The sequence below is a fragment of the Pseudoalteromonas apostichopi genome (assembly GCF_030297135.1).
GTDB lineage: Bacteria > Pseudomonadota > Gammaproteobacteria > Enterobacterales > Alteromonadaceae > Pseudoalteromonas > Pseudoalteromonas apostichopi.
Genome location: NZ_AP028065.1, coordinates 391,417 through 415,304 on the forward strand (window position 1 = coordinate 391,417; position 23,888 = coordinate 415,304).

Consider the following 23,888-nt stretch of genomic DNA (forward strand, 5'->3'; position numbering starts at 1 on the left):
AATGACGCAAGCTTCAACCGCCCCGCTAACTTTAATAGCACCAGCAAAACTTAATTTATTTCTTCATATAAATGGTCGCCGTGAAGATGGCTACCATGAACTAGAAACTTTATTTACCTTTTTAGAATTTGGTGATGACTTAACATTTACAGTGACCAATGATCTGGACATAAATGTAAAGGGTGATACCAGCGGCATTAAGTTAACAGACAATCTTATATACAAAGCAGCCCGTTTATTACAACAGCATTGTGATTGCCAACAAGGCGTTTCTATAGAATTATTAAAACGCTTGCCTATGGGCGGTGGCGTCGGTGGTGGTTCATCCGATGCGGCCACTACCCTATTAGCTCTCAATAAGCTATGGGGCTGTGATTTATCACTCGCAGAGTTAGCAAAACTTGGAGTAACATTAGGCGCCGATGTTCCGGTGTTTATTAATGGTCACAGCGCGATTGCTCATGGTATTGGCGAGCAGTTAGAAAATGTTGAATTACCGCGAAGCTGGTTTTGTGTTATTCATCCAGGGGAACATGTCAGCACCGCGAAAATTTTTACTCACCCTGATTTAAAACGCGACACTCCCAAGCTAAAAGCAGACTGGCAAATAGAAAATTTAGGCAACGATTGTGAGGCTTTAGTTAAAAAGCTCTGCCCCGAGGTTGAAAAAGCCCTGCAGTGGTTGCTAAAATACGCACCGTCAAAGATGACTGGTACAGGCGCTTGCTGCTTTGCTGAGTTTTCAACCGAGGCAGAAGCACAACAAGTTTTAGCTCAATTACCAGAAAAATGGACAGGTTTTGTTGCAAGTAGTGCTACACTTTCACCTGCTCATACAGCATTAAATGCTCACTTTGAAATGAAGTAACGTACAAGTAAATGTTAACCTGCTTTGGTGCCTACCATAGCCTGTTAGTCCCAAAATTCAGTGCCTGAGGAACCCTACCGTGCCTGACATGAAGCTCTTCGCTGGTAACGCAACACCTGAGCTAGCTCAAAAAGTTGCAAAACGTTTGTATATTGAATTAGGCGATGCTGTTGTTGGCCGTTTTAGTGACGGTGAGATCAGTGTTCAAATTAATGAAAATGTTCGTGGCTCTGACGTTTTCATTGTCCAATCAACCTGTAACCCCACTAACGATAACCTGATGGAGCTTATCGTTATGGTTGATGCCCTACGTCGTGCATCTGCTGGACGTATTACCGCAGTTATTCCTTATTTTGGTTACTCACGTCAAGACCGCCGCGTGCGTTCTGCGCGTGTTCCAATCACAGCTAAAGTAGTTGCAGATTTCCTTTCAAGTGTTGGGGTTGACCGCGTTCTGACGGTTGATTTACACGCTGAACAAATCCAAGGTTTCTTCGACGTACCAGTTGATAACGTATTTGGTAGCCCAGTGCTACTTGAAGATATGAAAGAACGCGACTTCGATGATGTTGTGGTTGTTTCTCCTGACATCGGTGGTGTTGTTCGTGCTCGTGCAATCGCTAAGCTATTAAACGACACAGACCTTGCTATTATTGACAAGCGTCGTCCGCAAGCAAACGTTTCACAAGTAATGCACATTATTGGTGACGTTGAAGGTCGTGACTGTATCATCGTTGATGATATGATCGATACTGGTGGCACTTTATGTAAGGCAGCGGCAGCACTTAAAGAGCACGGTGCAAAACGCGTATTTGCTTACGCAACTCACCCTGTGCTTTCAGGTGATGCAGCTGAGAACATCCGTAATTCAGTGATTGACGAAGTTATCGTAACTGACTCAATTACATTAACTGATGAGCTTAAAGCAATTGATAAAATCAAAGTGCTCACGCTTGCAGATATGCTTGCTGAAACAATCCGTCGTATCAGCAACGAAGAATCTATTTCAGCGATGTTTGAACACTAATCAAAGTCACTGAAATACTATAAAAAGCACCGCCTAGGTGCTTTTTTTGTAGTCGTTATTTATTTTCCCTGAAAGGGGTGGTATGATAGCGCGCCTTTTGGCTGGGGACCTTGGTCGCAAAGGCCCTAAGACTATTAATTATTGGAGACATTATGTCAACTTACACATACAATGCAGAATTACGTACAGAAACAGGTACTGGTGCGAGCCGCCGCCTACGCCGTGAAGATAAAGTTCCTGCAATCCTTTACGGTGCTGACAAAGAAGCTGCATCAATCGTTCTTGCACACAAAGATATGATCAAAGCGCAAGAAGACGAAGGTTTCTACACGCATATCCTTACTTTAAACATCGGTGGCGAGTCAGTTGAAGCTATCCTTAAAGATATTCAACGTCACCCGTTCAAGCCTAAGATCACTCACTTAGACTTCCAACGTGTAGATGCTACTCACAAACTTCACACTAAAGTGCCAGTACACTTCATCGGTGAAGACAAAGTAACTAAAGCAGGCAACACAGTTGTTCACCAATTAACTGAAATCGAAATCACGTGTCTTCCTAAGTCACTTCCTGAGTTCGTAGAAGTTGATGTTGCTGATCTAGTAGCAGGTGATTCAATCCACCTTTCTGACCTTAAACTTCCTTCAGGTGTTTCATCTGTTGAGCTAGCTAAAGGCGCTGATCACGATCAGTCAGTTGTTACTATCAAAGCTAACAAAGCAGCTCCTGCTGAAGACGAAGCTTCAGAAGACGCTGCAGAATAATTTTTAAGGTGTAAACACCTTGAATTCTATTCAAATGCTTGTGGGCCTGGCTAATCCAGGCCCCGAATACGCAAATACACGCCATAATGCAGGTGCTTGGTTCATCGAAGAACTGGCTGCACGTTATAACTGCACACTCAAACATGATCCAAAATATCACGGCCTCACTGGCAAAGTGATTATTCAAGGCCAAGAATTTAAATTACTGATCCCTACGACTTATATGAATTTAAGTGGTAAAGCGGTGAGTAGTCTCGCTAATTTCTTTAAAATTCCTGTAGAGAACATTCTCGTTGCACACGATGAAATGGACTTAGAACCAGGGGTTGCAAAACTTAAAAAAGGTGGTGGCCACGGCGGTCACAACGGTTTAAAAGATATTATTGCGAAAATGGCAAACCAAAAAGATTTCATGCGTCTTCGTATTGGCATTGGTCATCCTGGTCACCGAGAAATGGTAACAGGCTGGGTGCTAGGTAAAGCTGCGAAAGACGATCAAGAAAAAATGGACGCCGCCGTTGACGAAGCAGTTCGTTGTATGGAAATACTTGCAAAAGATGGTGTGTTAAAAGCACAAAACAGACTACATTCATTTAAACCTTAATCCGTTTTAATGAAATTACACAAGGTATCTTACTATGGGTTTTAAATGTGGCATCGTTGGTTTGCCAAACGTTGGTAAATCAACACTATTTAATGCACTAACTAAAGCGGGTATTGAAGCCGCTAACTTCCCTTTCTGTACCATCGAACCAAATACGGGTGTGGTACCGGTTCCTGATGCGCGCTTAAATGATTTAGCCGCTATCGTAAATCCTCAGCGTATTTTACCAACGACGATGGAATTCGTTGATATTGCCGGTCTAGTAAAAGGTGCATCTAAAGGTGAAGGTTTAGGTAACCAGTTCCTAGCAAACATTCGTGAAACAGATGCGATTGGTCATGTTGTTCGTTGTTTTGAAGATGAAAACATTGTTCACGTTGCTGGCACAATTGACCCTGCTGATGATATTGATGTAATTAACACTGAATTAGTACTGGCTGATATGGACAGTGCTGACAAAGCCATTTTACGTAATGCTAAAAAAGCTAAAGGCGGCGACAAAGACGCTAAAGAACAAAATGCTGTTTTAGAAAAAGTGAAAGTACATCTAGATGAAGGTTTAACGTTACGTTCTTTAGAACTAACAAAAGAAGAACAGGCTGCAATTAAGCCTCTTAACTTCTTAACAATTAAACCAACTATGTACATTGCTAACGTAGCAGAAGATGGTTTTGAAAATAACCCTTACCTAGATAAAGTACGTGAAATTGCTGCTGCAGAAGATGCCGTTGTTATTCCAGTATGTGCTGCTATTGAATCTGAGTTATCTGAGCTTGAAGAAGAAGATAAATTAGAATTTATGGCTGACTTAGGTTTAGAAGAGCCAGGTCTTAACTTAGTGATCCGCGGTGGTTACGAGTTACTTAAATTACAAACATACTTCACTGCAGGCGTAAAAGAAGTACGTGCATGGACAATCCCTGTAGGTGCAACTGCGCCACAAGCTGCGGGTAAAATCCACACTGACTTTGAGCGTGGCTTTATCCGTGCACAAACTATCGCATTTGATGACTACATTGCGTTTAAAGGTGAAAGTGGTGCTAAAGAAGCAGGTAAAATGCGCCAAGAAGGTAAAGAATACATCGTTAAAGATGGTGATGTAATGAACTTCTTATTTAACGTATAAGCATTTTCGCTAGTTTTATTTTAAAAGGCTCGTTATTACGAGCCTTTTTTATTACCTAAGTTTTGCTAGCTTTGTAGATAATGCTAGCCTTAAAGATGCCTGTCACTTTAGGGGATTAATGTTCTTTAATTTACGTGTATTGATTGCAAATCGTATTTTTACACATATGAGTTAAGCAAGCTGATCTCAACAACAGTTTAACCATAAAGTTAATAAGGTCAGTATCAATTCAATCTACCCTATTGCTGAATTAATGAACCAATAATAGGTAAAAGTGCAAACTATTTTTAGCTAAAGTGCTTATTGAAAACCCTTAACTTTGACTTTTATGCGATTAAACAGCCTAAAAGAACACACTAACTAATTTTGTAACTTGATTTTTGTTTAAAAATCAATCAGATTAAAATCAGTGTAATAGCAACCTCAAAGCAGATTGCAGTTTTAAATTGGCAAATAGCTGTCAAAAAAACAGCAATTCAAATGAAATTTAGCCACTTAGCTTAATTTTAGCGCAAACAAACACAGATAAGCGTTTTTTTGCAAAAAAGGTGTTGACGGATTTAGGTCATATCAGCATAATACGCCCCGCACTCAGCGATGAAGTGCTAACAAAAAAGATGGCTAAGTAGCTCAGTTGGTTAGAGCACATCACTCATAATGATGGGGTCACAGGTTCAAATCCCGTCTTAGCCACCATTCTTTTTGTTGCTCAATGAAGAGTTTAAAATAACTACCAGTACTTTAAGTACAAATGATGCGGGAGTGGCGGAATTGGTAGACGCGCTGGATTTAGGTTCCAGTAACTTCGGTTGTGAGAGTTCAAGTCTCTCCTTCCGCACCATGTTCTTGATAAGAACTAAAACTATCAAGCTTTTGTTGGGATATCGCCAAGCGGTAAGGCAGCAGGTTTTGATCCTGCCATTCCCAGGTTCAAATCCTGGTATCCCAGCCACAATGGCTAAGTAGCTCAGTTGGTTAGAGCACATCACTCATAATGATGGGGTCACAGGTTCAAATCCCGTCTTAGCCACCATTCTTTCTTTAGAATGGCTCTACAGGAGTTTAAACTGTACTCAATGAAGAGTTTAAAATAACTACCAGTACTTTTAAGTACAAATGATGCGGGAGTGGCGGAATTGGTAGACGCGCTGGATTTAGGTTCCAGTAACTTCGGTTGTGAGAGTTCAAGTCTCTCCTTCCGCACCATGTTCTTGATAAGAACCAAAACTATCAACTTATTCTTTGTTGGGATATCGCCAAGCGGTAAGGCAGCAGGTTTTGATCCTGCCATTCCCAGGTTCAAATCCTGGTATCCCAGCCACTTTCTCTACCAAGAGAGTGTTGAAGAATGTCTCTAGCTAAGAGTTGAAAGTAGCAACCCTTTTGATGCGGGAGTGGCGGAATTGGTAGACGCGCTGGATTTAGGTTCCAGTAACTTCGGTTGTGAGAGTTCAAGTCTCTCCTTCCGCACCATGTTCTTGATAAGAACCAAAACTATCAAATTATTCTTTGTTGGGATATCGCCAAGCGGTAAGGCAGCAGGTTTTGATCCTGCCATTCCCAGGTTCAAATCCTGGTATCCCAGCCACTTTCTCTACCAAGAAAGTGTTGAAGAATGTCTCTAGCTAAGAGTTGAAAATAGCAAATTCTTTGATGCGGGAGTGGCGGAATTGGTAGACGCGCTGGATTTAGGTTCCAGTAACTTCGGTTGTGAGAGTTCAAGTCTCTCCTTCCGCACCATGTTCTTAAGTAGAACTAAAACTCTTCAAGTTTAGCGTTGGGATATCGCCAAGCGGTAAGGCAGCAGGTTTTGATCCTGCCATTCCCAGGTTCAAATCCTGGTATCCCAGCCAACTAACTTCCCTTTCTAATTTCTAACTTCCCTTTCTAATTTCTAATTTCTAATTTCTAATTTCTAATTTCTAATTTCTAATTTCTTCAAAATTGTACTCGATTATATCTACATAAAAAAACGGGCTAATTTTCATTAACCCGCTTGTTAGTATTGATTACGAATTTGTATTAATCTAATGTCCCGCTGATAGCATACTTTAACACCCAGTTTTTTGCAGGACCTGTATTATTTGCAAGCTTTAAAAACTTACTGCGCACCCAGCTAAGTGGTTTAACCTCATTTGAAAAGCCAAAGTAACACGCATCCATCATACTCATCATTAGTAAATTAGCGTGACGGCGTTTTTTCTCATAGCGTTTTAATAAATCATGGTGACCAACATCCTGTTGTTCTGCCAAAATATCAGCCAACGCGACGACATCCTGAAAACCTAAGTTCACGCCCTGACCTGCAAGTGGGTTTATTGTGTGAGCCGAATCGCCAACCAAAACTAAACGCCCCTGTGAATAATCATTAGCATGTTGGCGTGCAAGTGGAAAAACGGCATGTTCAAGTACCTCAAAGTCGCCTGGTAGCTCAGGAAAGTGCTCTATAAGCTTTGCTTTCAGTTGTTCATTTGAGAGTTTATGCCATTGCTTTAATACCGCAGCGTCGTGATAGCAAATTAAATTGGCATACGGTGCCTGCATTGGCAAAAACGCCACAGGTCCGGTTGGGGTAAATTGTTGCCATGTTTTTACTTGCTGCGGTGCATCTAATTTGATTAAAACCCCCATGCAGTGTTGGCCGTACTGCCAACCCGTTACACCTAAGCCAGCTTTGGTACGTAATTGGGACTGTCCGCCATCTGCAGCAACAACTAAATCAGCGGTATATTTAGTATCACCATAATGTAAGGTAATTGCATCAGGCGTTTGACTAATATCTGTGATTAGTGACGTTTGTTCTATTACTTCAATGTTGTACTTAGCAAATTGTTGCCAAAGACTGGCTTGTATTAAATTATTTTCTATTAAATGACCTAAATGTGTTTCGCCAATATCTTTGCAATCAAACAATAGATTCTCGTCTTGCTGCTGGTAGGCTTCAAGCTGTTGATAAGGCGCGATGCGATTTTGCCTAAGTAACGGCATTGCACCTAGGTCGTCGAGTAAGTTTTCTGAAAAACGATTAATAGCCGAAATGCGAATATCTACTTTATCTGAACTAAGAATGTGATCAGCATCGATAAGGTGCTTTTCAATGACGGTGACATCCCTACCCTGTTTAGCCAGTGTTACCGCTGTAGCAGCGCCGACCATGCCACCACCGACAATTATTACCTTATTTTTATTCATTTAATATTCGCTCATTTGGCTATTAAAATACGCGACAAATTGTAACGTAATTCAATATTGCGTGTCAGTGCATTTACCGCTTATGAATTTCAAAACAGTAACTTGTTTGATTTCACACCACAAAGATAAAAACTATACTTGGATCTGTGCGGGTATCCAGCTAAAATACGCGTCCTTTAGGTCGGCATACTGCCACTTAATCCTGTTTCTAACACATTTTTGTGTCACTACCGAATTGAAAACGAGGCTATATTTCAATGAGTAAAAAGCTGCATATTAAAACCTGGGGTTGTCAGATGAACGAGTACGACTCTCAGAAGATGGCTGATCTACTAGATGCGACTAACGGCTATCAGTTAACTGAAGAAGCTGAAGACGCAGACGTGATCTTACTCAATACCTGTTCAATCCGTGAAAAAGCACAAGAAAAAGTATTCCATCAGCTTGGCCGTTGGAAACTGTTAAAAGACGACAAACCAGAATTAATCATTGGTGTTGGTGGCTGTGTTGCCTCGCAAGAAGGTGACTCGATTCGTCAACGTGCGCCGTTTGTTGATGTAATCTTTGGCCCGCAAACATTACACCGCTTACCAGAAATGATTAAGCAAGTGCAAAGTGGCGACAGCAGCTCGGTAGTTGACGTTTCATTCCCTGAGATTGAAAAGTTCGACCGTTTACCTGAGCCAAAAGCGGAAGGCCCTACTGCGTTTGTATCAATTATGGAAGGTTGCTCTAAATACTGTACATTCTGCGTAGTACCTTATACGCGTGGTGAAGAAGTAAGCCGTCCACTTGATGACGTATTACTTGAAGTAGCACAACTTGCAGAGCAAGGCGTTCGTGAAGTGAACCTACTTGGACAAAACGTAAATGCGTATCGCGGTGAAACTCATGACGGTGAGATTTGTTACTTCTCTGACCTACTACGTTATGTAGCTGCAATTGACGGTATTGACCGTATTCGTTACACCACATCGCATCCTGTAGAATTTACGCCAGATATCATTGATGCGTATGCAGACGTACCTGAGCTTGTTGATCACCTACACTTACCAGTACAAAGTGGTTCAGACCGTATTCTTAATTTAATGAAACGTGGTCACACTGCACTTGAGTACAAATCTACAATCCGTAAGCTACGTAAAATTCGCCCTAACCTAAGCATGTCATCTGACTTCATCATTGGTTTCCCTGGCGAAAGTAAAGCTGACTTTGAAGCAACCATGAACCTAATTAATGATATTGGTTTCGATATGAGCTTCAGCTTTATCTACAGTGCGCGACCTGGTACTCCTGCTGCTGATTTACCTGATGATGTGACAGAGCAAGAGAAAAAAGAGCGTTTATACCTTCTACAGAATCGTATTACGCAAATGGCACAACAAATCAGCCGACAAATGTTTGGTACTGAACAACGTATTCTAGTTGAAGGCCCTTCTAAAAAGAATCCTATGGAATTACGTGGCCGTACCGAGAATAACCGTGTGGTTAACTTTGAAGGCCCTCACTCAGTGATCGGTCAATTCGTTGATGTGCGTATTACAGAAGCATTGCCAAACTCTTTACGTGGTGAGTTAATTCGTACAGAATCAGAAATGAACTTACGTCGTGATGTGGCACCTTCAGCTATTTTAAGTAAAGCTGCTGAAGCTGAGGCCGCTGCGGCCCCTAACGAAATTGGCGTTGCTACTTTCGTACCTTAGGGTGACACTTGGTGCAGGCACTGCCTGCACCCATCAATAGGAAGCAATTTTGAGTAATCAGTTAAAAACATTAGAGATTTATTTAGAACCCGCCGACAACAAACGCCTTTCATCTTTATGTGGTCCGTTTGACGAAAACATTAAGCAAATTGAACGCCGCCTTGGTGTTGAGATAGCACACCGTGATAATTTCTTCAGGGTAACCGGTAAACTGCACCTTGCAGCAGCGGCTGTTGAGATCCTAAAAAACCTCTATATTGAAACTCAACCTATTCGCGGCCTGATTGGCGAAATTGAACCTGAAGCCGTACATTTGGCGATTAGCGAATCAAATGCTCTTGAGCAAGATGAAAATCCAGGTGTATATGGCAAAGACATGGTGATTAAAACTCGCCGTGGCGTTATTAAACCGCGCAATGATAATCAAGGCGTGTATGTTGCTAATATTTTGCATCACGATATTACTTTCGGTATTGGCCCAGCCGGTACAGGTAAAACTTATTTAGCCGTTGCAGCAGCTGTTGATGCCTTAGAGCGTCAAGAAATTCGCCGTATTTTATTAACCCGCCCTGCAGTTGAAGCAGGTGAAAAGCTAGGCTTTTTACCGGGTGACTTAAGCCAAAAAATCGACCCTTATTTACGCCCATTATACGATGCGTTATTTGAAATGCTTGGCTTTGAGCGAGTTGAAAAGCTGATTGAGAAAAACGTGATTGAAGTAGCGCCCCTTGCCTACATGCGTGGTCGTACACTGAATGACGCGTTTATTATTCTTGATGAAAGCCAAAACACCACAGCAGAACAAATGAAAATGTTCTTAACCCGTATTGGCTTTAACTCAAAAGCGGTAATTACTGGTGATATTACACAAGTCGATTTACCCCGTGGTGCTCGTTCAGGTCTTCGCCATGCCATCGAAGTATTAAACGGTGTAGATGAAATTAGCTTTAACTTCTTCCAATCACACGATGTGGTGCGCCATCCGGTTGTTGCCCGTATCGTTGAAGCTTATGAGCGCAACGATGAAGCAGAGCGTTTAAAACGTGCTGAGAAACAACGTGCGAAAGAAGCGCAAGCAAACCAACAAGAAGCAAACTCGTGACCGAATTAGATTTACAAATAGCCTGTGAGTTTGACGACTTACCAAGCTTTGAACAATTCCAGCTGTGGGCTGACAAAGCCCTTAGCAATCACCGTGAAGATGCAGAACTGACCATAGTGATCAGTGATGAAGCGCAAAGCCAGCAGCTCAACAATGATTACCGCGGCAAAGATAAACCGACTAATGTCTTATCTTTTCCATTTGAAGCACCACCGGGCATTGAGTTACCTTTAGTAGGTGATTTAATCATTTGTCCGGCCATTGTTTTAGCCGAATCAATTGAGCAAGAAAAGACCTTTCACGACCATTTTGCCCATATGGTTATCCATGGATGCTTGCATTTACTTGGATTTGACCATATAAAGGACGAAGATGCACTTGAAATGGAAAGCATAGAAAAGCAATTACTTGCCGATCTGAACATCGCTGACCCATATCGAGACGATATTTAAATTAACGGAGCAATTAGACGCAATGAGCGACGACAACTCGCAAACTAGCCAGGGTTCTTCTGGCAAAACGTGGCTGGGCCGCATAGCCCAAATGTTGCAAGGGGAACCCCAGAATAGAGAAGAGCTGGTAGAAGTAATTGCCGATGCGCAAGAACGCGACCTTATCGACCCTGAAACCAAAGACATGATTGAAGGGGTACTAGGTGTATCAGAGCTAAAAGTGCGTGACATCATGATCCCACGCTCGCAAATGGTGACCTTAGAGGTTGATACACCTTTAGAAGAACTATTGCCTATGATGGTTGATTCAACACATTCACGCTTTCCAGTGGTGTGTGAAGACAAAGACCATGTTGAAGGTATTTTATTAGCAAAAGATTTATTACCACTGATCATCAATAAAGATGATCAACTACCTTCATTACGTGAATATTTACGCCCTGCGGTTGTAGTGCCTGAAAGTAAACGTGTTGACACGCTCCTAAATGAGTTTCGTCAACAACGTTACCACATGGCTATCGTTATTGATGAGTATGGTGGTGTGTCTGGTCTTGTAACTATCGAAGATATTCTTGAAATCATCGTTGGTGAAATCGAAGACGAGCACGATGAAAGTGAAGACCTACAAGATATTCGCCAAGTTGCAAAGCACGTTTACGCTGTGCAAGCACTGACTGAAGTTGATGACTTTAACGAATATTTTAAAACCGGTTACAGCACCTCTGATGCTGACACCATAGGTGGTATTGTTTTACATGCATTTGGCCATATGCCAAGCCGTGGTGAAACCATCGAAGTAGAAGGCTTACACTTTAAAGTCACTAACTCAGATAACCGCCGCATCTTACAATTGCAAGTCACCATTCCAAAGGCTGATGATAACGACAGTGAAGAAACTGCTAACTAACCTAAGCCACCTTGCAAAAGATAAAAAAGCCTGGCTCGCACTTGTTGCGGGCCTCTTTTTAACCTTAAGTTACGCACCCTATAACCTATGGTTTATAACTTTTCTTTCTCTTGGTGCCCTGCTCTACTGCATAAACCCACTCGCAAACGGTAAATTAGCTGCTAAACAAAGTGCTAAATATGGCTTTATATTTGGTTTAGGCTGGTTTGGCGCCGGCATAAGTTGGGTTCATGTATCAATAGCGACCTTTGGTGGTATGCCGTTAATAGCATCACTATCATTAATGGTGCTGCTATGTGCTTATTTAGCTCTGTATCCTGCATTAGCCGCTTGGCTGACTACACGCCTTGCTAAAGGCCCATATAGCTTTATCTGTTGGTTACTAGCCGCTATAGCAACCACAGAGTACTTACGTGGCACATTGCTGACAGGCTTTCCTTGGCTTAGCTTTGGTTACACGCAAACAGACAGCCCACTTAATTTCTTAGCGCCCGTAATTGGCGAGTTCGGTATCACGCTTGTATGCATGTTAATTGCGTTTGCCTTATATCGTATAGCATACAAAGATACTAAACCACTTATCGCATCTGTGGCTCTTTTAGCAGGCTTATATACGATTGCAAACAGCAATCAGCTTCACTACCAAGACAAAACTATTAAAACTGTACTGGTGCAGGGTAATATTAAACAGCATCTTCGCTTTGAGCCGTCTGAGTTTTGGACGACGATGAGCAAATACCAAGATATGACTCGCCTACATTGGAATGCAGATTTAATTGTCTGGCCAGAGGCAGCAGTCCCCGAGCTTGAAGCATTATCAACCGAGTATTTAACAGGCCTCAATAGTGCTGCAACGTTTAATAACACTGCACTTATTACCGGCATCGTCGATTACCAATACGACACGCGTAACATTTTTAATACTTTGATTGTGCTGGGTAAAAAAGAACAAGAAGACAGTGAGGGTGATTATCAGTATTTAGGTAAAAACCGCTACCAAAAGCATCAGTTATTACCCATTGGTGAGTTTGTGCCGTTTCAAGATTTTCTGCGCCCAATCGCACCACTGTTTGACTTGCCGATGTCATCTTTCACCCGTGGTGATGAAGTGCAAAACAATTTACGCGCAAATGGTTTAAACATTTTACCTGCTATATGCTATGAAATTGCTTTTTCTGAGTTGGTTCGTGGTAATTATCGCAGCGATTCTGATATCTTATTTACGGTTAGTAATGATGCGTGGTTTGGAGACTCTCATGGCCCACATCAGCATATGCAAATAGCGCGTATGCGCGCCCTAGAATTACAGCGCCCGTTAATTCGAGTTACTAACAATGGTATTAGCGCCGTTTACGACCCTATCGCTAAATCACAATTAGCTATGCCGCAATTTAAAGCGGATGTACTCGAAGCCAATATTACTTTAATTAAAGGCGATAGTATTTACAGCCAATATGGTAATTGGCCAGTGTGGATTGTAGTGATATTACTCAGTACTGTTGGTGTACTTGTAAGAGTTAAGAAATAATAATTTTAAGTTTTAACGACAGTTAAAAGAGTGGCAACTCCACTCTTTTAACTTATAATCCTAGCATTGATAAGTATATATCTTGTTATTTGCCATCGTTTTAGTTCCCACAACTCGGCAGCTAACTCCTCCGTCTAGTGAACTGGTGTATCTTTCAAACTTAGCTTGCTCATTACTTTCGCTCTCATTTTTATCTTCGCTCTTAGCAGTTGCGAATATAAAATCATGACCACTAATTTCGTCGTGGTTCAAAGGAATTGAGTTTTTAAATCCATCTCGCCCACCTAAAATATTAAATGACTTAATTACTGGATTTAGTGTTACGCTAATAAAACCATTTTGGCTTTTAGCCAAATCATCACTATAAAAGTTTATACGAACATATAGCTTTAACTTATTAATATTCGGAAATTTAATTGTTCCCTTAGTTGGTAATAATATTTTTGTTAAAGCTGATGTCTCACCCGCAAAATAAAAGTCATAAACATCATTTCTAAAATAACTGGCAAGCAAAAAGTCATAGGGACTTCCCTTGACTTCAATCTCCTTTCCAAACGGGGAATTATCATTTGCATTGGTATTAGTTTGCTTAGGGGTTGATATATTACGTTGAGTACTTTGCCCATTTTTGAGCATACTCTTTTCAGAAGCGCGCGTTATTACACGTACTAACTCTTTGCGGTATTCATAGAGGAGGTCTAAATCAAAAAGTTCATCATTACTAAGCTCAGACAAAGAAACATTAACTACTGGCTCACCATAACGATCTTCAATGTAGTGAGTATCGTATTTTAATGCTGTTTCATTAATCATATCGACTACAATGACAGCTTTAGTATCAGAGTTAACGCTTAGCCTTGCAATCTTGTCTGTTTGATTTTGAGAGCAATTATTGCAGATTTCAACTTCTGCCAGACCAAAAGCAGACAAAGATATTCCCGAAAAAATAATAAATAATAATATTTGTTTGTACATTCAAAAAATCCTTTTATTAATGCAACTTTAAAATAACCAAATAAAAGAAATAACCTCATTTTCAGAAGGTTTTCTAAGGGCTATAGGAGTTCATTTTAAAAAATGAGATTAGGCTTTACTACTTCAACAAAAACGAAAGACCTAAAAAGGGTACTGCAGAATTTGTACAGCGATTGAGCAATTTTGTCAACGCAAGATTAGCTAGTTATTACCCTGCAACGTGCATGTTCGAAAGAGCAAATTACTTTAAAAGTCTCAGCTACTTTACATTCAATAATGTTTGCGTTGAGGTTAATCTGTTCAACTACTTTAGCAGGCAATTAAAAAGGCTTCATTATGAAGCCTTTTTTGTGTTTTATACTCATTCGCTTAACTAGGTGAACAAGTACTATTGCAGATTAAATTTAAGATTCTATCTTTATCAACTCTACGTCAAATATCAGCAATGAACCTGCTGGAATACTGCCTACGCGTTTACGGCCGTACGCAAGCTGCGGCGGGATATAAAAGGTAAACTTATCCCCTTCACTCATGAGTTGTAAGCCTTCAGTCCAGCCAGCAATCACTTGATTTAAGCCAAAGCTGATTGGCGAATTTCTTACCACTGAGCTGTCAAAAACACTGCCATCCATAAGCGTACCATGATAATGAACCTTTACTTTACTGGTTGCATTTGGCTTTGTGTCATTCCCTGAACTTTGCTCAATTTTGTATTGCAACCCAGATGCTGTTTCATGAACATCGTCGGCTTTACTATTGTTCGCTAAAAAGTCCGCTGCTAGTTTTTCATTTTCAAGGGCTTGTAGCTTCGCCTTTTTACTATTTTTAAAAATTAAAAAGCAAAAAATACCAATGATCAGTAAAAGTATTAAATTAATCATTCTGCGTCCTTCTCATCATCATTATCGCCATTAACGATATCAGCAATATTGGCAAGCCTTGCTAATGCTAGGGCATTTATTGAGCCATCAGGATAACCTTGTGGTGTCATTTCGCCTGCGTCTTTATCCATTAATAAACTCAGTGCTTGATCAACTGTTTCAACGGCATAAATGTTAAAGCGTCCTTTTTCTACCGCATCGAGCACTTCGTCATCAAGCACTAAATTGACTTGATTTGATTTAGGAATAATCACCCCTTGCTCACCAGTTAAGCCACGCATTTTACAAAGCTTAAAGAAGCCTTCTATTTTCTCGTTGACGCCACCGATTGATTGCACGTCTCCATGCTGGTTAATTGAGCCTGTAAGCGCGATAGATTGGCTAATAGGTAAATTAGTAATTGCCGATATTAGCGCGCAAAGCTCTGCTAATGAGGCGCTATCACCATCAATGTAACCATAGCTTTGCTCGATTGCGATATTGGCACTGAGCGTTAGGCTAAATTGCTGAGCATATTTATTACCTAAGTAACCGGTTAATAGCATCACCCCTTTTGAGTGAATTGCTTTACCCAGCTCGGCTTCACGTTCAACGTCAATAACGCCATCTGCACCTGCGTACACAGTGGCGGTAATACGTGCAGGGGTACCAAATGAAGTATCACCAATGTGCAGCACGGTTAAGCCATTCACTTTGCCCACGGCGTGACCTTCAGTAGCAATTAAAATTTGCCCCTCTTTGATATCACTCAACATGGTTTCTGAAATTTGCCCGGTGCGATATTGCTTACCTACAATAGCTTCATCGATGTGATGAGCATCAATCACAGTTTGCCCATCTTGCTTGGCATAAAAACTGGCTTCTGCCACTAATTCTAATACATCAGCAAAACGAGCTGAGAGCTTGTTATGATGTTCAGCTTGACGATAACTAAATTTTAATAACCTCGCCATCGCTGCTTCATTTACTGTGCAATTAAGTGTCTGCTGACAATATTCAGTGACCTTGGTAATGAACTGATATTGCAGTTTGTCACTGCTTGGCAAATAGTAATCAAAATCAGCGAGTACACGAAATAACTCAGCAAACTCTTCGTCATATTCACCTATTGTGTAATAGAGCTCCCGTGAGCCTAGCAGCACTATTTTTACATCAAGGGGAATAAGCTGCGGACGTAATGTAAAGCTACTCCCCACAGAGCTGTCTTGATAAGGTAAGTCGTTTTTGATTTGATGCGTTTTTAAAGATAACTTAAGGCCATCCCACACTTGTGGGTTAGACATAACTTTCTCTGCATCCATAATCAAATAACCACCATTAGCACGGTGCAATGCACCTGGTTGTATTGAACGGTAACTGGTGATTAAAGAGCCTTGCGAAGTCGCATATTCAATTTTTCCGAAGATATTACCAAACGTTGGATTTGGCTCATACACCACAGGCGCTGCATCATCTTCTTTGTATTCTACTAAGATATTTGGCGCAAAGAAGTCTGTGAGCATCCCTTTACGGTCAAAGTCTTCTTTATTTTCGTCGTTTTCATCGTCGTCGAGCCACTCAAGCACTGCATCAATGATTTCTTCACGAATGTCTTTTAAGTAACGTAACACACCAATATGCGTGGCATATTTGTGTTCAAGGGCTTTAATTAGTGGTTTAGTGGCAAGCTCTGCAGTTGATTTTTTAAGGTTACGCAGTTTCTCAGATGACTCACGCTTCCAGCGTGGCAGCTCAATCAGAGCTTCGATTAATGCATCTTCAAGTTTTTCAATGACCTCATAAAACTCAATACGCAATGGCTCTTCAAGGGCTGCAAATTCACTGTCACTCAGTTGTTTACCGTTAACCAAAGGCGCAAAGCCAACGACGCCATTTTCTTCAATCAGAGCCACACTTTGCTCAAGAGCAGCAATTTCGACTGATGTAATTGCCGCATCGTAAGTATCGGTAAACTCACGGTCGATTGATTTTTTCTTACGTTGATAACCAGGATTATCAAAAGCAGCGGGGAATGTATCGAGTACTTCATCAATGAAAGAATCAATATCGTCTGCTAACTGTTTTGATTGACCAGCTTGCATAAATAACGCAATAGGCTCGCGGTGGTCTTCATAGTTATTAACGTACAACCACTCATTAGGCGTTGGGCGGTCTTTTGAATGGGCTGTGAGCTTGTCTTTTACTAAGGTGTAACGTCCGTGCGCCGCTTCACCCATTACATAAACATTATATCCAGGTAATTCCATCCCCAATGAAAAGTCGAGGGCACTTTGTGCACGTTGCTGGCCAATAAATGGTAAGGCTTCTGGATATGGGTTTTGCATGCAAGTGGCAACATGGCTTGCAGCAATCTCAGGTGCTAACGCAGAAACAGGTAGAGGGATTAGTTTTTTTGTCATTCTAACTTCTTATTTCCCAGTTTTGACTGGGCATTATAGGTAACGCCCAGCACAAGCCTGCGTCACTGATTAAGGTTGTAATGCCTTACGGCGAAAATAAATACCGCCACATTCAGTACAAGGAGTAATTTGCGTAGCATGGTAAACATCGTAACTATGCTGACAATTTTTACATACTAATGTGCCCATGGCTATCCATTCTCCTTCTTGATACACACCATTGTGTTTAAAATCTTGGTTTAATGCTTGCCATTCAAGCTGGGTTTTATCTTCGATATGCGACAATTCGTACCAAAGAGACTCTTTGAGCTCTAGCCAAGCGAGTGAGTCATAATGACTGTCGTTTTCTTTGATATGGTCAATATCGCGCTTTAAATAGTCACGATACTGATATAGCTTTTCTTGACCTAAATCTTTAAGTGCCTGCTCTGACTCAACAAATTTCTCCATTGCATCTTTTAGCTCATTCTCTTTTACGTCTTTAAGCCAAGCACTCAAATCACTAAGCCAAGATTTATAATCTGCCATCGTTTACTCCTTCAAAAGTGATGAAAAATCAATCGTTATACTAGTTGAGTATAGGTTAACCTGTCCTGAAAATATATTTCATTGGAAAATTAATAAAAGCGCCTATTTGCCGCTGTGATTAGCATGTATTTTGGGTTATCCTTATCGACAATTTTTTATTAATTTGCAAGAAGTCTGGAATCGTAGATGCAAGAGCAATATAACCCGCAAGACATAGAGTCAAAAGTACAAGCCTACTGGGAAGAAAACCAAGTATTTAAAGTCACTGAAGATGAGAGCAAAGAAAAGTATTACTGCCTATCGATGTTCCCATACCCAAGCGGCCGACTCCACATGGGTCACGTTCGTAACTACACCATTGGTGACGTAGTATCTCGCTTCCAACGCTTGCAAGGCAAAAACGTAATGCAACCAATGGGTTGGGATGCGTTTGGTCTTCCTGCTGAAAACGCGGCAATCAAAAACAACACCGCACCTGCTAAGTGGACTTACGAAAACATCGATTACATGCGCGATCAGTTAAAGCAACTTGGCTTTGGTTATGATTGGGATCGTGAAATCGCAACATGTCATCCAGAATATTATAAGTGGGAACAGTGGTTCTTCACTAAGCTTTACGAAAAAGGCTTAGTATACAAAAAGATGTCAACAGTAAACTGGGATCCAGTTGACCAAACAGTACTAGCGAACGAGCAAGTAATTGATGGTCGTGGTTGGCGTTCAGGTGCCATTGTTGAGCAAAAAGAAATTCCACAATGGTTTATCAAAATCACTGATTACGCACAAGAATTATTAGATGATTTAGACAAACTAGATCACTGGCCTGAGCAAGTTAAAACCATGCAACGCAACTGGATTGGTCGTTCTGAAGGCTTAGAAATCGAATTCAAGCGTGCTGATAACGACGATACATTCAGTGTTTATACAACTCGCCCTGATACCTTCATGGGTGTGACGTATGTTGCTGTTGCAGCAGGTCACCCAATTGCACAAGAAGCAGCTAAAAACAGCGATGCTGTGGCAATGTTTGTTGATGAGTGTAAAAACACGAAAATCGCAGAAGCAGACATGGCAACCATGGACAAAAAAGGCATTGCTACTGGCTTTTATGCGATTCACCCATTAACAGGTAAGCAAGTACCAATTTGGGTTGCTAACTTTGTATTAATGGATTACGGCTCAGGCGCTGTAATGGCTGTTCCTGCACATGACCAACGTGACTACGAGTTTGCATCAGCTTATGGCCTTGAGATTGCCCAAGTTATCGCACCAGCTGCAGGTTCTGAAGAAACGGTTGATTTAGACAACCAAGCTTACACAGAAAAAGGCGTGTTAGTTAACTCAGGTGAGTTCGATGGTCTTGAGTTTGAAGCAGCGTTTAATGCGGTTGCAGATAAACTAGAAGCACTTGGTGTCGGTGAGCGTAAAGTTAACTTCCGTTTACGTGACTGGGGTGTTAGCCGTCAGCGTTACTGGGGTTCTCCAATCCCAATGCTTAGCGACGAAAATGGTGATGAGCTTGCAGCAACTGAAGACATGTTACCAGTTCGCTTACCTGAAGACGTAGTAATGAATGGTGTTACTTCGCCAATCAAAGCTGACCCTGAGTGGGCTAAAACAACTGTAAATGGCGCACCTGCATTCCACGAAACTGATACCTTCGATACCTTTATGGAGTCATCATGGTATTACGCACGTTACTGTAGCCCTCGTTTTGACGAAGGTATGATTGAGCCAGGTGCCGCAAATTACTGGTTACCAGTAAACCAATACATTGGTGGTATTGAGCATGCGATCTTGCACTTACTTTACTCGCGCTTCTTCCACAAACTATTACGTGACTTCGGTTTAGTTAACTCAGATGAGCCATTTGAGCGCTTACTATGTCAAGGCATGGTATTAGCAGATACTTTCTATCGTAAAGATGAGAAAGGCGGTGATATTTGGATTTCCCCAACAGACGTACAAACTGAAACAGACGACAAAGGTCGTGTTGTTAAGGCTTGGCACAAAGAAGATGGCGAGCCAGTATTCTCTGCAGGCATGAGCAAAATGTCGAAATCGAAAAACAACGGTATCGACCCACAACAAGTTATTGCCGAGTACGGTGCAGATACAGTTCGTTTATTCATGATGTTTACAGCACCACCAGAGCAAACTCTTGAATGGTCTGATTCAGGTGTTGAAGGTGCAATGCGTTTCTTAAAACGTATTTGGAAATACGCTGTTGATGTAGAAACAGTAGGCTACCAAGCGCTTGATAAGTCAGCATTAAACAACGACCAAAAAGTACTACGTCGTGAGCTTCATAAAGCAATTGCAAAAGTAACTGATGACGTTGAACGTCGTCAAACATTCAACACCGCGATTGCAGCAATCATGGAAATCTCTAACAAATTATTAAAAGCACCACTTGCAGATAAGCAAGATGTAGCTATTGCTAACGAAGCTCTTGAAGCATTGCTTATCATGCTTGCGCCTATCACGCCGCATATGTGTCACCAGTTATGGCAAGACCTTGGCAAAGAAGGCGACATCTTAGATGCAGCATGGCCAAAGGTTGATGAATCAGCGCTTGTTGAAGATGAGAAGCTAATCATTGTACAGGTTAACGGTAAGCTACGTGCTAAGTTAACAGTGCCTGCAGATGCAACGAAAGAGCAAGTTGAAACGCTAGCATTTGCTGAAGAAAACGTGACTAAGTTCACTGATGGCGTAACCATCCGTAAAGTGATTTACGTACCTGGCAAACTACTTAACGTGGTTGCTAATTAAGATGGCAGCGCTTCAAGCACTGAAAAACGGACTAGCCCTTGCGCTAGTCTGTTTACTACTAACAAGTTGTGGCTTTCACTTAAAGAAAGCCTCTAATTTGCCTGAAGACTTGAAAGTGATCACCCTTGCTGGTGATGATGAAAAATCAGCGCTATTCGAATTAGTTGAGAAAGAGCTTATTGCTAGTCAAGTAAAGCTAAACGAAAGTGACAGCCTATACCCTGAGTTAATCATCCACAAAGACCGTCTAGAGCGTCAAATATTGTCATTATTTGATAATGGTCAGGTTGCTGAATATGAACTTGCCTATAGTGTAAGCTATACCCTAAAGCGACCAGGTCAAAAAGCCATAAATCAAAGCTTTGAGCTGTATCGTAACTACCAAGACGACCCTGACAATGCTCTTGCAAAGGCAAAAGAACTTGATTTACTATTAAACGAAATTCGTAAACAAGCGAGTCGCCGTATCGTTCGTGAGTTATCAAAACTCTAATGCGTTGTTATGCAAACCAACTTCCGAGCCAGTTAAAAAAAGGCCTAGCGCCTTTTTACATGGTCTTTGGTGAAGAGCCTTTTCAAATTGAACAGTGTGTCATGCAAATTCGCCAAGCTGCTAAACAGCAAGGCTTTGACGAGGTCATTAAATTTACCTTAATGCCAGGTTTTGATTGGCAAGAAATTGTTGCTCAATACCAGAGTATGTCGCTGTTTAGTGCTCGTACCTTAATTGAGTTTGATTTAAACGAGCAAAAACCAGGTACTCAAGGCAGCCAAATCTTTAAACAACTTGTTGAGCTTGCTAATCCCGATACTATTTTGGTTTTAAAAGGTGCCAAAGCCAGCCAAGATATTCAACGCAGTGCTTGGTTTAAGGCCTTAGATAAACAAGGCTTATTCGTTCCTTGTTATCCCCTCACAGGTAATCACCTAAGTCGTTGGTTGGATGAGCAATGTTACCGTTTAAACTTGAACCTTCATAACAATGCTAAACAAAGCTTGATTGATGCCTCAGAAGGTAATTTACTTGCCTGTCATCAAGAGCTAGAAAAACTGTCTTTACTCTACGGCAGTGAGCTAATTGACCAACAAGCCGTAATGCAAGGACTGCTTAACCAGTCTAAGTTTGATATTTTTGACTTAAGTGATGCTCTATTAAATGGCCAAGCCAAGCAAGCCGTTAAAGTAATGACTAAACTTGCCGCTGATAATACCGAAGCAATGAGTATTTTTTGGGCTATTAACAAAGAAGCTGCAAATTTACTGGCGATGCAACATGGGCGCTTAAATGGTGCCAACATGGCTGATTTATACAAGCAATTTAATATTTGGAAAAATCAACAAGCGATTGTTCAACAAGCCTTAAACCGCTTAAATATTAAAGTACTCGAACAAATTACAGTTCAGTTAGCTCAGTTTGATGCAGCTTATAAACAAGGGAACCTCGTAGCTCCCTACCAAGCATTAATGCACATATGCTTAATGTTTTGCCAACCAGTGGCAATACCTTTACCTTGCCACCCAGTCTTCGACTAAGAGTGACAATTCATGATTGCTATTTTCGGTGGCACCTTTGACCCGATTCACTTAGGTCATATTAATATGGCCCAGCAATGCGTTCAGCAGTGTCAACTTGATACCCTTTACTTCATGCCTTGCGCTATTCCCGCTCACAAAGCTAAGCCAGGAATAAGTGATGAGCATCGAATTAACATGCTGAAACTCGCGATTGAAAACAACCCACATTTTGCTATTGATTATCGAGAGTTAAATAGAGAAGGTGCATCTTATTCGCTACTGAGCTTAAAAGAGCTTCGTGCAGAAAATCCGTCTTCACCGATTATGTTTTTAATCGGCATGGACTCATTCAATAGCCTAGACAAGTGGTTTAAATGGCAAGAAATTGTCGAACTATGCCATATCGTTGTTTATCAACGTCCGAGTCAACACTGTCAAGTAAGTGGTGAGTTAGCGGTTTATAAAGAAAATGCTTTTACTGAGCAGCTCAGCCAACTGCAACAAACCCATGCAGGTAAGTTATTCTTTTTAGATGGCTTACAAGTTAATGCTGCCTCAAGCGAAATCAGAAAAAAGCTGCATTTAAATGATAATATAGCGGAACTTTTACCTACCACGGTAAGTCAATACATTGCGCAGCATCATCTTTACCAAACAGATGAATAAATACTGTCTGCGTGATAAAATAACAAATTAAGATTATTTATTTTTGAGATAACACTTTGGATTCTAAACAACTACTCGCATTTGCCCTTGATAAAGTCGACGATATGAAAGCCCGTGATGTGGTGCAACTTGATGTTCGTGGTAAGTCTGATATTACTGATTATTTATTAGTATGCTCAGGAAACTCTAAACGCCACGTACAATCTATTGCGGATCACGTTGCTAAAGAAGCACGCCATGCTGGAGAAGAGCCTCTCGGTTACGAAGGCCAAAACGAAGGCGAATGGGTGCTGGTTGATCTAGGTGATGTGGTTGTGCACGTAATGCAAGACCAAACTCGCGACTTCTATGATCTAGAAAAACTTTGGGGCTAACCCTTAGCAAGGACATAGGTAACCATTTTGAAAATACAATTGATTGCTGTTGGCACCAAAATGCCAGCATGGGTTGAAACCGGATTCACAGAATACCAACGTCGCTTTCCGCGTGATATGCCGCTTGAGCTTATTGAAATCCCCGCTGGTAAACGTGGTAAAAATGCTGATATCAAACGTATTTTACAACTTGAAGGTGAAAAGACCCTTGCAGCTATTCCTAAAGGTAACCGTATTGTTACTCTTGAAGTAACGGGTAAACCCATGGATACCCACCAGTTGGCGAAAAGCATGGAAAAATGGCAGCTTGATGGTCGTGATGTCAGCTTGTTGATTGGTGGACCCGAAGGTTTAGCACCAGAGTGTATCGCAGCCTCTGAGCAAAAGTGGTCATTATCAAACCTTACACTACCGCACCCATTGGTGCGCATTATTGTTGCAGAAAGCCTATACCGAGGCTGGAGCTTGAATAACAACCACCCTTATCATCGCGAGTAGTAAA

Annotated in this window: 21 protein-coding genes and 10 tRNA genes; 26 read left to right on the top strand and 5 right to left on the bottom strand. The window is 41.3% G+C overall.

From position 1 onward, the window contains the following. Window position 1 precedes the first annotated feature (1 nt). From ispE to QUE86_RS01785, 15 genes are all read left to right on the top strand, one after another. Window positions 2–868 carry a 4-(cytidine 5'-diphospho)-2-C-methyl-D-erythritol kinase gene (gene ispE / locus QUE86_RS01715; protein WP_286258819.1) on the top strand — a complete coding sequence of 289 codons (867 nt, stop codon included), beginning with the start codon at window positions 2–4 and terminating at the stop codon, window positions 866–868. A gap of 79 nt (window positions 869–947) precedes the next feature. Continuing rightward, window positions 948–1,895, top strand: coding sequence for a ribose-phosphate pyrophosphokinase (locus tag QUE86_RS01720; protein WP_130051177.1), 948 nt, complete (start codon window positions 948–950; stop codon window positions 1,893–1,895). Window positions 1,896–2,047: 152 nt separating this feature from the next. Next, window positions 2,048–2,659: a 50S ribosomal protein L25/general stress protein Ctc gene (locus tag QUE86_RS01725; RefSeq protein ID WP_130051176.1), complete on the top strand. Its 612-nt coding sequence runs from the start codon at window positions 2,048–2,050 to the stop codon at window positions 2,657–2,659. Between the two features lie 19 nt (window positions 2,660–2,678). Further along, a complete protein-coding gene (gene pth, locus QUE86_RS01730; protein WP_082874093.1) occupies window positions 2,679–3,263 on the top strand; it encodes an aminoacyl-tRNA hydrolase in 585 nt (194 codons plus the stop codon). A 34-nt stretch (window positions 3,264–3,297) separates the two neighbouring features. Then, entirely contained in the window at window positions 3,298–4,389 is a 1,092-nt protein-coding gene (ychF, locus tag QUE86_RS01735) for a redox-regulated ATPase YchF (RefSeq protein ID WP_130051175.1), read from the top strand. A gap of 619 nt (window positions 4,390–5,008) precedes the next feature. Then, a tRNA-Met gene (locus QUE86_RS01740) sits at window positions 5,009–5,085 on the top strand. Window positions 5,086–5,145: 60 nt separating this feature from the next. After that, window positions 5,146–5,230: transfer RNA gene (locus QUE86_RS01745), tRNA-Leu, on the top strand. A 36-nt stretch (window positions 5,231–5,266) separates the two neighbouring features. Continuing rightward, window positions 5,267–5,341: transfer RNA gene (locus tag QUE86_RS01750), tRNA-Gln, on the top strand. 4 nt (window positions 5,342–5,345) lie between these two features. Next, a tRNA-Met gene (locus tag QUE86_RS01755) sits at window positions 5,346–5,422 on the top strand. A gap of 88 nt (window positions 5,423–5,510) precedes the next feature. Continuing rightward, a tRNA-Leu gene (locus QUE86_RS01760) sits at window positions 5,511–5,595 on the top strand. Window positions 5,596–5,635: 40 nt separating this feature from the next. Then, a tRNA-Gln gene (locus QUE86_RS01765) sits at window positions 5,636–5,710 on the top strand. 67 nt (window positions 5,711–5,777) lie between these two features. Further along, window positions 5,778–5,862: transfer RNA gene (locus QUE86_RS01770), tRNA-Leu, on the top strand. A 40-nt stretch (window positions 5,863–5,902) separates the two neighbouring features. Then, a tRNA-Gln gene (locus QUE86_RS01775) sits at window positions 5,903–5,977 on the top strand. 67 nt (window positions 5,978–6,044) lie between these two features. Next, window positions 6,045–6,129: transfer RNA gene (locus QUE86_RS01780), tRNA-Leu, on the top strand. Between the two features lie 38 nt (window positions 6,130–6,167). Beyond that, window positions 6,168–6,242: transfer RNA gene (locus QUE86_RS01785), tRNA-Gln, on the top strand. 169 nt (window positions 6,243–6,411) lie between these two features. Here the strand turns inward: QUE86_RS01785 and QUE86_RS01790 are convergent. Next, window positions 6,412–7,581, bottom strand: coding sequence for an FAD-dependent oxidoreductase (locus QUE86_RS01790; protein ID WP_130051174.1), 1,170 nt, complete (start codon window positions 7,579–7,581; stop codon window positions 6,412–6,414). Window positions 7,582–7,838: 257 nt separating this feature from the next. Between QUE86_RS01790 and miaB the strand changes: the two genes are divergently transcribed. The 5 genes from miaB to lnt are packed head-to-tail and all read left to right on the top strand — an operon-like array spanning window position 7,839 to window position 13,273. Then, a complete protein-coding gene (gene miaB, locus QUE86_RS01795; RefSeq protein WP_130051173.1) occupies window positions 7,839–9,284 on the top strand; it encodes a tRNA (N6-isopentenyl adenosine(37)-C2)-methylthiotransferase MiaB in 1,446 nt (481 codons plus the stop codon). Between the two features lie 49 nt (window positions 9,285–9,333). Next, on the top strand, window positions 9,334–10,386 hold the full coding sequence (locus tag QUE86_RS01800) for a PhoH family protein (RefSeq protein ID WP_054551658.1): 1,053 nt from the start codon (window positions 9,334–9,336) through the stop codon (window positions 10,384–10,386). Further along, window positions 10,383–10,838 carry an rRNA maturation RNase YbeY gene (ybeY, locus tag QUE86_RS01805; protein WP_286258827.1) on the top strand — a complete coding sequence of 152 codons (456 nt, stop codon included), beginning with the start codon at window positions 10,383–10,385 and terminating at the stop codon, window positions 10,836–10,838. The genes QUE86_RS01800 and ybeY overlap by 4 nt, the downstream gene beginning before the upstream one ends. A gap of 22 nt (window positions 10,839–10,860) precedes the next feature. Beyond that, window positions 10,861–11,745: a CNNM family magnesium/cobalt transport protein CorC gene (gene corC, locus QUE86_RS01810; protein WP_130051171.1), complete on the top strand. Its 885-nt coding sequence runs from the start codon at window positions 10,861–10,863 to the stop codon at window positions 11,743–11,745. Next, window positions 11,726–13,273, top strand: a complete 1,548-nt coding sequence (gene lnt / locus QUE86_RS01815; protein ID WP_286258829.1) for an apolipoprotein N-acyltransferase — start codon at window positions 11,726–11,728, stop codon at window positions 13,271–13,273. Before corC ends, lnt begins: the two co-directional genes overlap by 20 nt. A 60-nt stretch (window positions 13,274–13,333) precedes the next feature. Here lnt and QUE86_RS01820 read toward each other — a convergent pair whose 3' ends face one another. From QUE86_RS01820 to QUE86_RS01835, 4 genes are all read right to left on the bottom strand, one after another. Then, window positions 13,334–14,248 (bottom strand): hypothetical protein, encoded by a 915-nt coding sequence (locus QUE86_RS01820; RefSeq protein WP_286258832.1) that lies wholly within the window; start codon window positions 14,246–14,248, stop codon window positions 13,334–13,336. A 404-nt stretch (window positions 14,249–14,652) separates the two neighbouring features. Further along, window positions 14,653–15,129 carry a BamJ family beta-barrel-assembly machinery protein gene (gene bamJ / locus QUE86_RS01825; protein ID WP_178927164.1) on the bottom strand — a complete coding sequence of 159 codons (477 nt, stop codon included), beginning with the start codon at window positions 15,127–15,129 and terminating at the stop codon, window positions 14,653–14,655. Continuing rightward, window positions 15,126–17,528, bottom strand: coding sequence for a Lon protease family protein (locus QUE86_RS01830; protein ID WP_130051168.1), 2,403 nt, complete (start codon window positions 17,526–17,528; stop codon window positions 15,126–15,128). The genes bamJ and QUE86_RS01830 overlap by 4 nt, the downstream gene beginning before the upstream one ends. Window positions 17,529–17,597: 69 nt before the next feature. Beyond that, window positions 17,598–18,056, bottom strand: a complete 459-nt coding sequence (locus QUE86_RS01835; protein ID WP_130051167.1) for a zinc ribbon-containing protein — start codon at window positions 18,054–18,056, stop codon at window positions 17,598–17,600. A gap of 186 nt (window positions 18,057–18,242) precedes the next feature. Here QUE86_RS01835 and leuS point away from each other — a divergent pair, with 186 nt between their 5' ends. Genes leuS through rlmH form a run of 6 tightly spaced genes read left to right on the top strand, consistent with a single transcriptional unit; the run spans window position 18,243 to window position 23,884 of the window. Continuing rightward, on the top strand, window positions 18,243–20,831 hold the full coding sequence (gene leuS, locus QUE86_RS01840) for a leucine--tRNA ligase (RefSeq protein ID WP_286258836.1): 2,589 nt from the start codon (window positions 18,243–18,245) through the stop codon (window positions 20,829–20,831). Window position 20,832: 1 nt separating this feature from the next. After that, the gene (locus tag QUE86_RS01845; RefSeq protein ID WP_286258838.1) at window positions 20,833–21,324 is read left to right on the top strand and encodes an LPS-assembly lipoprotein LptE; all 492 of its coding nucleotides are present in this window, start codon (window positions 20,833–20,835) and stop codon (window positions 21,322–21,324) included. Then, window positions 21,324–22,364: a DNA polymerase III subunit delta gene (gene holA / locus QUE86_RS01850; RefSeq protein ID WP_286258840.1), complete on the top strand. Its 1,041-nt coding sequence runs from the start codon at window positions 21,324–21,326 to the stop codon at window positions 22,362–22,364. The genes QUE86_RS01845 and holA overlap by 1 nt, the downstream gene beginning before the upstream one ends. A gap of 12 nt (window positions 22,365–22,376) precedes the next feature. Continuing rightward, entirely contained in the window at window positions 22,377–23,012 is a 636-nt protein-coding gene (gene nadD / locus QUE86_RS01855) for a nicotinate-nucleotide adenylyltransferase (RefSeq protein WP_286258842.1), read from the top strand. Between the two features lie 56 nt (window positions 23,013–23,068). After that, window positions 23,069–23,386, top strand: coding sequence for a ribosome silencing factor (gene rsfS / locus QUE86_RS01860; protein ID WP_130051162.1), 318 nt, complete (start codon window positions 23,069–23,071; stop codon window positions 23,384–23,386). Between the two features lie 27 nt (window positions 23,387–23,413). After that, entirely contained in the window at window positions 23,414–23,884 is a 471-nt protein-coding gene (rlmH, locus tag QUE86_RS01865; protein ID WP_036967350.1) for a 23S rRNA (pseudouridine(1915)-N(3))-methyltransferase RlmH, read from the top strand. The last annotated feature ends 4 nt before the right edge of the window (window positions 23,885–23,888 follow it).